Genomic DNA, 8,679 nt, shown 5'->3' on the forward strand with positions numbered 1-8,679 from the left:
GCTCAGTCCAGCGGCCAGGGCATGGCCTGGGGCGCTGCCGGGTCGGCGGTGGGTGGCGGTGCCGCGGGCGCGGGCGTGGCCGGGGCTGCGCCGTCGCGGGCCACGGTGTCGCGCCACCACGGCCGCAGCGGCCCGGCCTGGGCCGGCTGCACGGGCGTGCCCAGCGTCGGCATCAGCAGGGTGGCGCCGTGCCGCGGCGCCAGCGCCAGCAGGGTCTCGGGCGGCTCGTCCCAGTCGTGCAGCGCCAGGCTGAAGGTGCCCCAGTGGATGGGCAGCAGCGGCGGCCGGCCGAGCAGGTCGAGCGCCTTCAGCGCGTTGGCCGGCCCCAGGTGGATGTCGCCCCAGCTGGGGTGGAAGGCGCCGACCTCGAGCATCGCCAGGTCGAAGGGGCCGAGGCGGTCGCGGATGGTGGCGTACTCGGTCGACAGGCCGGTGTCGCCGCTGAAGAACACCGCATGGCGTGGCCCGCGGATCACCATCGACGACCACAGCGTGGCGTTGCGGTCCGACAGCGCGCGGCCCGAGAAGTGCTGCGACGGCGCGGCGGTGATCTCGAGGCCGGTGCCCGGCACGGTGTGCGACTGCCACCAGTCGAGCTCGGTGATGCGCTCGGGTGCCACGCCCCAGGCCTCGAGGTGCGCACCCACGCCCAGTGGCACGACGAAGGGCACGGCGGTGCGGGCGAGCAGGCGCACCGTCGGGTGGTCGAGGTGGTCGTAGTGGTCGTGCGAGACGACGACCACGTCCACGTCGGGCATCGCCGCCAGCGGCACCGGCACCGGCTGGAAGCGCTTCGGGCCGGCCAGCCGGGTGGGCGAGGCGCGCGCGCCCCACACCGGGTCGGTGAGCACGCGGTGGCCGTCGATCTCGATCAGCACCGTCGAGTGGCCCAGCCAGGTGGCGCGCAGGCCACTCTGCGGCGGTCGCAGCCAGGCCTCGCGCGGGTCGTGCGTGGGCAGCGGCCCGGCCGGCGTGCGGCGCGGGCCGCCACACAGGAAGTCGCTCAGCGTGGGCCGTGCCGCGACGGCGTCGCGCAGGCCGGCCAGCACCGGGTGGCGGTTGCGGAAGCCCTCGCCGGCCCACAGCGGCGAATCGCGCATGCGTTCGAGGCGCAGGCCCTGCGCGCGCTGGCCGAGCGACTTCATTCGACCGTGATCCGGCGCTCGCGCACGAGGCGGCCCCAGCGCTCGCTGTCGGCGCGCACCATGGCGGCAAAGTCGGCCGCGCTGCCGCGGGTGATGGCGTCGGCCCCGAGCCGGGCCAGGCGCTCCTGCACGTCGGCCGAGGCCAGGGCCCCGTGCACTTCGGTGTTCAGGCGCGTGGCGATCTCGGCCGGCAGCCCGCGCGGTGCGTACAGGCCGAACCAGGTGGTCGACTCGAAGCCCGGCAGGCCGGACTCGGCCACCGTGGGCAGGTCGGGCGCCAGCGGCGAGCGGGTGCGGCTGGTGATGGCCAGCGCCTTGAGCTTGCCGTCCTTCACGTGCGGCATGCCCGAGACCACGCTGTCGAACAGCAGGTGCACCTTGGCCGACACCAGGTCGGGGATGGCCAGCGCGGTGCCGCGGTACGGGATGTGGGTGATGAACACGCCGGCCTGCGACTTGAAGGCCTCGGTGGTGAGGTGGACGATGGTGCCGTTGCCGCTGCTGGCGTAGTTGAGCTGGCCGGGCCGGGCCTTGGCGTGGGCGATCAGCTCCTTCACGTCCTTGACCGGCAGGGTCTGCGGCACCAGCACCAGGTTGGGCGCGTTGGCCACGTGGGCGATGGGCGTGAAGTCGGTCTCCACCTGGTAGGGCAGGCGCGGGTTCAGGTGGGGCGCGATCGAGTGCGTGCTGCTGGTGGCCAGCAGCAGCGTGTGGCCGTCGGGCGCGGCCTTGGCCGCCTCGGCCGAGCCCAGCGTGCCGCCGGCGCCGGCGCGGTTGTCCACCACCACCGGCTGGCCGAGCTGCGCGCCCAGGCGCTGCGACAGCGCGCGGGCCAGCAGGTCGGTGGCGCCGCCGGCCGGAAAGGGCACCACCAGCCGGATGGGTTTGCCGGGCCAGGCCTGGGCCCGGGCGGTGCCCGCCGCGCCGAGGGTGGCCCAGGCGGCCGGCAGGGCCAGGAGCAGGTGGCGGCGTTGCATGAAGGGGGCGGTCCTGGTGTGGGGTGGCTGGTGGTGGCATCGTAGTGCGTGCCGCGCGGTCGTGCTGTTGCCGGGTCGGCGGCTGGCATACAGTGCGCGGGTGAGCAAGCTGTACTTTCGCTATGCGGCCATGAACGCGGGCAAATCCACCGCCTTGCTGCAGGTGGCCTACAACTACGAGGAGCGCGGCATGCGCGTGCGCCTGTTCACCGCTGCCCACGACGACCGCCACGGCCGCGGCGCCATCGGCTCGCGCCTGGGCCTCACGCGCGAGGCCGAGACCTTCGCGCCGTCGACGGTGTTCGACCGCGCCGGCCTGGGCGACGACACGCTGGCCTGCGTGCTGGTCGACGAGGCGCAGTTCCTGACGCCCGAGCAGGTGCGCCAGCTGCACCGCCTGGCCCACGCCGGCCACCTGCCGGTGATCTGTTATGGCCTGCGCAGCGATTTCCGCGGCGATGCCTTCCCCGGCAGCGCGATGCTGTTGACGCTGGCCGACGACGTGGAGGAGATGAAGACCATCTGCGCCTGTGCGCGCAAGGCGACCATGAACATCCGCATCGACGCCCAGGGCCGCCGCGTGAAGGACGGCGACCAGGTCGAGATCGGCGGCAATGACCGCTACCGCGCCGTGTGCCCGTCGTGCTTCTACGCCGACGACGACGGCGGTGCGGTGCTGGCCCCGGGCCTGTTCGGCTGAGCGTGGCGCCATGGACCCCAGCTTGCCCGGGATGGACGATGCCGTGCCGACGCCGCTGGCTGCGCCGGGGCCGCTGGCCGCGCCAGGGCCGGCCGACGCCGGCTTCTCCACGCTGTTCGACTTCCTGCCGATCGGGGCCTACCGCTCGACGCCCGACGGCCGGATGCTGCGGGCCAACGCGGCGCTGGTGCGCCTGAATGGCTACGACACCGAGGCCGAACTGCTGCAGGCCGTGGGCGACATCGCCACCGAGTGGTATGTGGACGCCGGGCGGCGCAGCGACTTCCGCCATCGGCTCGAGCGGCGCGGCATGGTGCTGGGTTTCGTCTCCGAGGTGCACCGCCACCGCACGCGCGAGCGCTGCTGGATCAGCGAGAACGCGCACGTGGTGCGCGACGCCGAGGGCTGCGTCTTGTACTACGAGGGCACGGTCGAGGACATCACCCAGCGCATGCAGGCGCAGCAGGCGCTGGTGCGCAGCGAGGCGCAGTTCCGTCAGATCGCCAACCAGATGCCGGGCATGGTCTACCGCATCCAGATCGGGCCCGACGGCCAGCGCCGCTACCTCTTCGTGAGCGACGGCGTGCGCCAGCTCTACGGCCTGACGCCCGAGGCGTTGATGGCCGATGCCAGCCTGCTGTCGCGCTTCCGCCACCCCGAAGACCGGCACCGGCTCGAGGCGGCGGTGAAGAACTCCATCGCCAAGGGCCAGCGTGGCGGCGCGATGTTCGACGAGTTCCGCATCGTGCTCGACGACGGCAGCGAGAAGTGGGTCCACATGGCCTCGAACACGGTGGACGGCAGCGACGGCGGCGTGCTGCGGGTGGGCGTGATGGTCGACATCACCGAGCGCAAGCAGGCCGAGGCGCTGCGCCTGGAGCGCGACCGTGCCGAACTGGCCAGCCAGGCCAAGAGCCAGCTGCTCAGCCGGGTGAGCCACGAGCTGCGCACGCCGCTGAACGCGGTGCTGGGTTTCTCGCAGCTGATGGCCACCGATGCGCGCGTCACGCCCACCCACCGCGATTGGGCGCTGCAGATCATCGCCAGCGGCCGGCACCTGCTGGGCCTGGTGGAAGACGTGCTCGACCTGTCCAGCATGCACACCGGCCAGTTGAGCCTGGGCCTGGACACCGTGGCGCTGGCGCCGCTGGTGGCCGAGACCTGGCGCATGGTGGCCACCGGCATGCCGCAGCCGGCGGTGGACTTCGTCGACCACGCGCAGGCCGCGCTGCAGGTGCGCGCCGACCCGATGCGCCTGAAGCAGGTGCTGGCCAACCTGCTGAGCAATGCCGTCAAGTACAACCGGCCGGGCGGCCAGGTGGCGGTGAGCACTCGCCTGGAGGCCGGCACTGTGGTGCTCGAAGTGAGCGACACCGGCTGCGGCATGGACGCCAGCCAGCTGGCGCGGCTGTTCCACCCGTTCGATCGCCTGGGCGCCGAGCACAGCCGCGTCGAGGGCCGCGGCCTGGGGCTGGCGCTGTCGCTGCAGCTGGTGGAAGCGATGGGCGGCGACATCTCGGTGGCCAGCGCGCCGGGCGACGGCACCACCTTCACGGTGCGGCTGCCGCGGGCCGAGGCCGCAGGAGCCGCCGGCGCTGGCGGGACGGTGGCCGCGCCCGTCAGTCCGGCAGCACCGCGGTGACCTCGATTTCCACCTTGGCCGCGTCCTCCATGAGCGCACTCACCTCCACCGCGCTCATCGCGATGGTGTAGCTGCCGATCAGCTCTCGGAAAGCGGCGCCGATCTCGCGGCCGGCGGCCAGGTACTCGGGCTTGCTGGTCACGTACCAGGTCATACGGGCGATGTGCTCGGGTCGTGCGCCGGCCTCGGCCAGCACGGCCACGACGTTGGCCAGCGCCTGCCGCGCCTGGTCGGCCAGGCGGTCGCTGGGGAAGCGGCCCTCGGCGTCCCAGCCGATCATGCCGGCGACGAAGACGCTGCGGCCTCGCGGGGCGAGCACGCCATTGGCATAGCCCTTGGGGCGGGGCCAGCCGGGGGGTTGCAGAGCGTTCACGGGGTGCCTTCCTGGGCTGTCTTGAGCTTGAAGCGCTGGACCTTGCCGGTCTCGGTGCGCGGCAGGTGCGCGAGGTAGCTCACCGCACGCGGGTACTTGTAGGGCGCGATGGCCTGCTTGACGAACTCTTGCAGCGCGCGGGTGGTGGCCTCGTCGCCGACGTGGCCGGCGTGCAGCACGACGAAGGCCTTGACGATCTGGCCGCGTTCTTCGTCGGGCAGGCCGATCACCGCGCACTCGGCCACCGCGGGGTGCTGCAGCAGCGCCTCTTCCACCTCGGGCGCGGCGATGTTGTAGCCGGCCGAGACGATCATGTCGTCGGTGCGGCTGCAGTAGTGGAAGTAGCCGTCCTCGTCCTGCACGTAGGCGTCGCCGGTGAGGTTCCAGCCGCCCTGCACGTACTGCGCCTGCCGCGCATCGGCCAGGTAGCGGCAGCCGGTGGGGCCCTTGACGGCCAGGCGGCCGATCTGGCCGGGCGGCAGCGGCTGGCCGTCCTCGCCGAGCACGCAGGCGCGGTAGCCGGGCACCACGGTGCCGGTGGCGCCGGGGCGGGCGTGGTCCTCGTCGGCGGAGATGAAGATGTGCAGCAACTCGGTGGCGCCGATGCCGTCGATCAGCTCGAGGCCGGTGTGCAGCGCCCACAGCGCGCGCGTCGCCGCGGGCAGCGCCTCGCCCGCCGACACGCACTTGCGCAGCGTGCCGCCGTGCGCGGCCGACAGGCGGCGCTTGCCCGCCTCAGCGGCCATCACCCGGTAGCTGGTGGGCGCGGTGAACAGCACCGTGGCGCCATGCGCCGGGATCGCGTCCAGCAGCGCCGGCGGCGAGGCCTTCTCCAGCAGCACGGTGGACGCGCCGACGGCCATCGGGAACAGCAGCAGTCCACCCAGGCCGAAGGTGAAGGCCAGCGGCGGGCTGCCGATGAACACGTCGTCGGCCACCGGGCGCAGCATGTGCGGCGGCCAGCAGGCGCAGATGGCCATCACGTCGCGGTGGAAGTGCACCGTGCCCTTGGGCTGGCCGGTGGTGCCCGAGGTGAAGGCGATGAGGCAGGTGTCGTCGGCGGCGGTGTCCACGTCCGTGAACGGGCCGTCGTGGCGCGCCATGGCGGCCTCCAGCCCGTCGGGGCCGGCGTCGTTGAAGTGGCGCACGTGCCGCAGCACCGGGTGCTGCGCGGCGGCAGCGGCCAGCTCGTCGGCCAGCGCGAGGTCGCACAGCGCGTGGCTGACTTCGGCCTTGGCGATCACCTGGCCCAGCTCCTTGGCGCGCAGCAGCGGCATCGTGGCCACCGCGATGCCGCCGGCCTGCACCACCGCGAACCAGCAGGCCGCCATCATCGGGTTGTTCGGCGCGCGCAGCAGCACGCGGTTGCCCGGCACCAGGCCCAGCTCGCGCACCAGCACGTGGGCGATGCGGTCGGCGCGGTCCTGCAGATCGGCATAGGTCCAGCGCAGGCCGCCGGGTGCCACGATGCAGGCGCGGCTGCCCCAGCCGCGGGCCAGCGCCGCGCGCAGCAGTGCGCTGGCGCAGTTCAGCCGCTCGGGGAACTGCAGGCCGGGCAGCTCGAACAGGTACTCGGGCTGCTGGTCGGGCGGCGGCAGGCGGTCGCGGGCAAAGGTGTCGACATGCGCGGTGGCGGCCATGGCGGGCTCCTTCAAGGCGCAGTGCCCGGGGCGTGCTTCAGCAGCTCGCGGGCGATGATGAGCTGCTGCACCTCGGTGGCGCCCTCGTAGATGCGCAGCGCGCGGATCTCGCGGTACAGGCCCTCCACCACCTGGCCGCGCGTCACGCCCAGGCCGCCCCACAGCTGCAGGGCAGCGTCGATCACCTGCTGGGCACCTTCGGTGGCGGCGAGCTTGGCCATCGCCGCCTCGCGGGTGACGTTGCGGCCCTGGTCGCGCTGCCAGGCCGCGCGGTAGGTGAGCAGCGCGGCCGAGTCGATGGTGGTGGCCATCCTGGCCAGTGCGGCCTGGGTGAGCTGGAAATCGGCCAGCACCTGGCCGAACATGCGCCGCGAGGTGGCGCGGGCCAGGCCCTCCTGCATGGCGCGGCGGGCGAAGCCCAGCGCGGCCGCGGCCACCGAGGTGCGGAACACGTCGAGGGTGCGCATCGCGATCTTGAAGCCCTCGCCCGGCGCGCCGATGCGGGCGCCGGCCGGCACGCGGCAGTTGTCGAAGCGCAGCCGCGCCAGCGGGTGCGGCGCGATCACCTCGATGCGCTCGGCGATCTCGAGGCCGGGCGTGCCGGCCTCGACGATGAAGGCGGAGATGCCGCGCGCGCCCGGCGCCTCGCCCGTGCGGGCGAACACCACGTAGAAGTCGGCGATGCCGCCGTTGGAGATCCAGGTCTTCTCGCCGTCGAGCCGGTAGCCGTCGCCGTCGGCGCGTGCCGCGCAGGCCATCGCGGCAACGTCGGAGCCGGCCTCGGGCTCGCTCAGCGCGAAGGCGGCGATGGCCTCGCCGCGCGCCACGCGGGGCAGCCAGGCGGCGCGCTGGGCGGGCGTGCCGGCCAGGCTGATGGCGCCGGAGCCCAGGCCCTGCATCGCGAAGGCGAAGTCGGCCAGGCCCGAGTGCCGCGCCAGCGTCTCGCGCAACAGGCAGATGCTGCGGGTGTCGATGGCCTCGGCGACGCCACCGTGAGCGGTGCCGGCCACCGCGTGGCGCAGCCAGCCGGCGGCACCGAGCGCCTTCACCAGCGCACGGCACTCGGCATCGACATCGTCGCCGTGGGCGTGCGCCAGGTGCGCGGCGGCCCAGGCGTCGAGCTCGCCCGCGAGGCGCCGGTGGCGCTCGTCGAAGAACGGCCAGTCGAGGTGGTCGGGGGCAGCCATGTCAGTACCGCCCGGCCGCCCGAAGGGACTGACGCGCCCCCTTGGGGGGCAGCGAACGAAGTGAGCGTGGGGGCGTCATGTCAGCACCGCCCGGCCGTCCGAAGGGGCTGACCCGCCCCTTTGGGGGCAGCGAACGCAGTGAGCTGGGGGGGGTTTCATGTCAGTTGCCCTCGAACACGGGCTTGCGCTTCGCGACGAAGGCGTCGTAGGCGCGGTGGAAGTCCTCGGTGAGCATGCACAGCGCCTGGGCCTGCGCCTCGGCCTCGATCGCCTGCTCAATGGTCATGGCCCATTCCTGGTGCAGCATGGTCTTGGTGATGCCGTTGGCGAAGGTGGGGCCGGCGGCGATGTCGCGGGCCATCGCGGTGGCCTCGTCCAGCAGCGCGTCGGGCGCGGCCAGGCGGTTGAAGAAGCCCCAGGCCAGGCCCTCGTCGCCGCCGAGCGAGCGGCCGGTGTACAGCAGCTCGGACGCGCGGCCCTGGCCGATGAGCCGCGGCAGCATGGCGCAGGCGCCCATGTCGCAGCCGGCCAGCCCGACACGGTTGAACAGGAAGGCGGTCTTGCTGCGCGCGGTGCCCACGCGCAGGTCGCTGGACATGGCCAGGATGGCGCCGGCGCCGGCGCAGACGCCGTCGATCGCCGCGACGATGGGCTGCGGGCAGGCGCGCATGGCCTTGACCAGGTCGCCCGTCATGCGGGTGAACATCAGCAGCTCGGGCGCCTTCAGCCGCACCAGCGGGCCGATGATCTCGTGCACGTCGCCGCCCGAGCAGAAGTTGCCGCCGGCGCCGTGCAGCACCACGGCCGACACGTCGTCGGCGTACTTCAGCCGGCCGAACAGGTCGCGCAGCTCGGCGTAGGACTCGAAGGTGAGCGGGTTCTTGCGCTCGGGCCGGTTCAGCGTGACGGTGGCGACGCGGTCGATCACCTGCCAGCCGAAGTGGGTGGGCCGGTGGCCGGCCAGTGCGCAGCGGTTGCCGGCGGCGAGGGCGGGGTCGACGCGAGGGGTCTGGGG

At 73.4% G+C, this 8,679-nt stretch carries 8 protein-coding genes; 2 read left to right on the forward strand and 6 right to left on the reverse strand.

Translation table 11 applies throughout. The features are described 5' to 3' along the window. Window positions 1-2 precede the first annotated feature (2 nt). Both EOINJALH_RS01805 and EOINJALH_RS01810 read right to left on the reverse strand, forming a co-directional pair. Window positions 3-1,145, reverse strand: coding sequence for an MBL fold metallo-hydrolase (locus tag EOINJALH_RS01805; protein WP_088278601.1), 1,143 nt, complete (start codon window positions 1,143-1,145; stop codon window positions 3-5). Further along, the gene (locus EOINJALH_RS01810) at window positions 1,142-2,122 is read right to left on the reverse strand and encodes a tripartite tricarboxylate transporter substrate binding protein (RefSeq protein WP_088278602.1); all 981 of its coding nucleotides are present in this window, start codon (window positions 2,120-2,122) and stop codon (window positions 1,142-1,144) included. Before EOINJALH_RS01810 ends, EOINJALH_RS01805 begins: the two co-directional genes overlap by 4 nt. 100 nt (window positions 2,123-2,222) lie before the next feature. Between EOINJALH_RS01810 and EOINJALH_RS01815 the strand changes: the two genes are divergently transcribed. Together EOINJALH_RS01815 and EOINJALH_RS01820 are read left to right on the forward strand one after the other, a co-directional pair. Next, entirely contained in the window at window positions 2,223-2,822 is a 600-nt protein-coding gene (locus EOINJALH_RS01815; protein ID WP_088278603.1) for a thymidine kinase, read from the forward strand. 10 nt (window positions 2,823-2,832) lie between these two features. Continuing rightward, window positions 2,833-4,464, forward strand: coding sequence for a PAS domain-containing sensor histidine kinase (locus EOINJALH_RS01820; RefSeq protein WP_158219611.1), 1,632 nt, complete (start codon window positions 2,833-2,835; stop codon window positions 4,462-4,464). Here EOINJALH_RS01820 and EOINJALH_RS01825 read toward each other — a convergent pair. The 4 genes from EOINJALH_RS01825 to EOINJALH_RS01840 form a co-directional block, all read right to left on the reverse strand. Continuing rightward, a complete protein-coding gene (locus EOINJALH_RS01825) occupies window positions 4,442-4,837 on the reverse strand; it encodes a RidA family protein (protein ID WP_088278605.1) in 396 nt (131 codons plus the stop codon). The two genes, EOINJALH_RS01820 and EOINJALH_RS01825, sit on opposite strands and share 23 nt — an antisense overlap. Further along, entirely contained in the window at window positions 4,834-6,477 is a 1,644-nt protein-coding gene (locus EOINJALH_RS01830) for an AMP-binding protein (protein ID WP_088278606.1), read from the reverse strand. The genes EOINJALH_RS01825 and EOINJALH_RS01830 overlap by 4 nt, the downstream gene beginning before the upstream one ends. Before the next feature lie 11 nt (window positions 6,478-6,488). Further along, a complete protein-coding gene (locus tag EOINJALH_RS01835; protein ID WP_088278607.1) occupies window positions 6,489-7,664 on the reverse strand; it encodes an acyl-CoA dehydrogenase family protein in 1,176 nt (391 codons plus the stop codon). A 160-nt stretch (window positions 7,665-7,824) separates the two neighbouring features. Continuing rightward, window positions 7,825-8,679, reverse strand: an 855-nt coding sequence (locus tag EOINJALH_RS01840; RefSeq protein ID WP_234413617.1) for an enoyl-CoA hydratase family protein, incomplete at its 5' end; no start/stop codon positions are given.

Origin of the sequence: Ideonella sp. A 288 (assembly GCF_002198735.1) — a bacterium.
Lineage (GTDB): Bacteria > Pseudomonadota > Gammaproteobacteria > Burkholderiales > Burkholderiaceae_C > Pseudaquabacterium.

Excerpts from the sequence above, each read along its gene's own strand:
- EOINJALH_RS01805 (WP_088278601.1), bottom strand. The coding sequence starts at position 1,145 with ATGAAGTCGCTCGGCCAGCGCGCGCAGGGCCTGCGCCTCGAACGCATG.
- EOINJALH_RS01810 (WP_088278602.1), bottom strand. The coding sequence starts at position 2,122 with ATGCAACGCCGCCACCTGCTCCTGGCCCTGCCGGCCGCCTGGGCCACC.
- EOINJALH_RS01820 (WP_158219611.1), top strand. The coding sequence starts at position 2,833 with ATGGACCCCAGCTTGCCCGGGATGGACGATGCCGTGCCGACGCCGCTG.
- EOINJALH_RS01830 (WP_088278606.1), bottom strand. The coding sequence starts at position 6,477 with ATGGCCGCCACCGCGCATGTCGACACCTTTGCCCGCGACCGCCTGCCG.
- EOINJALH_RS01835 (WP_088278607.1), bottom strand. The coding sequence starts at position 7,664 with ATGGCTGCCCCCGACCACCTCGACTGGCCGTTCTTCGACGAGCGCCAC.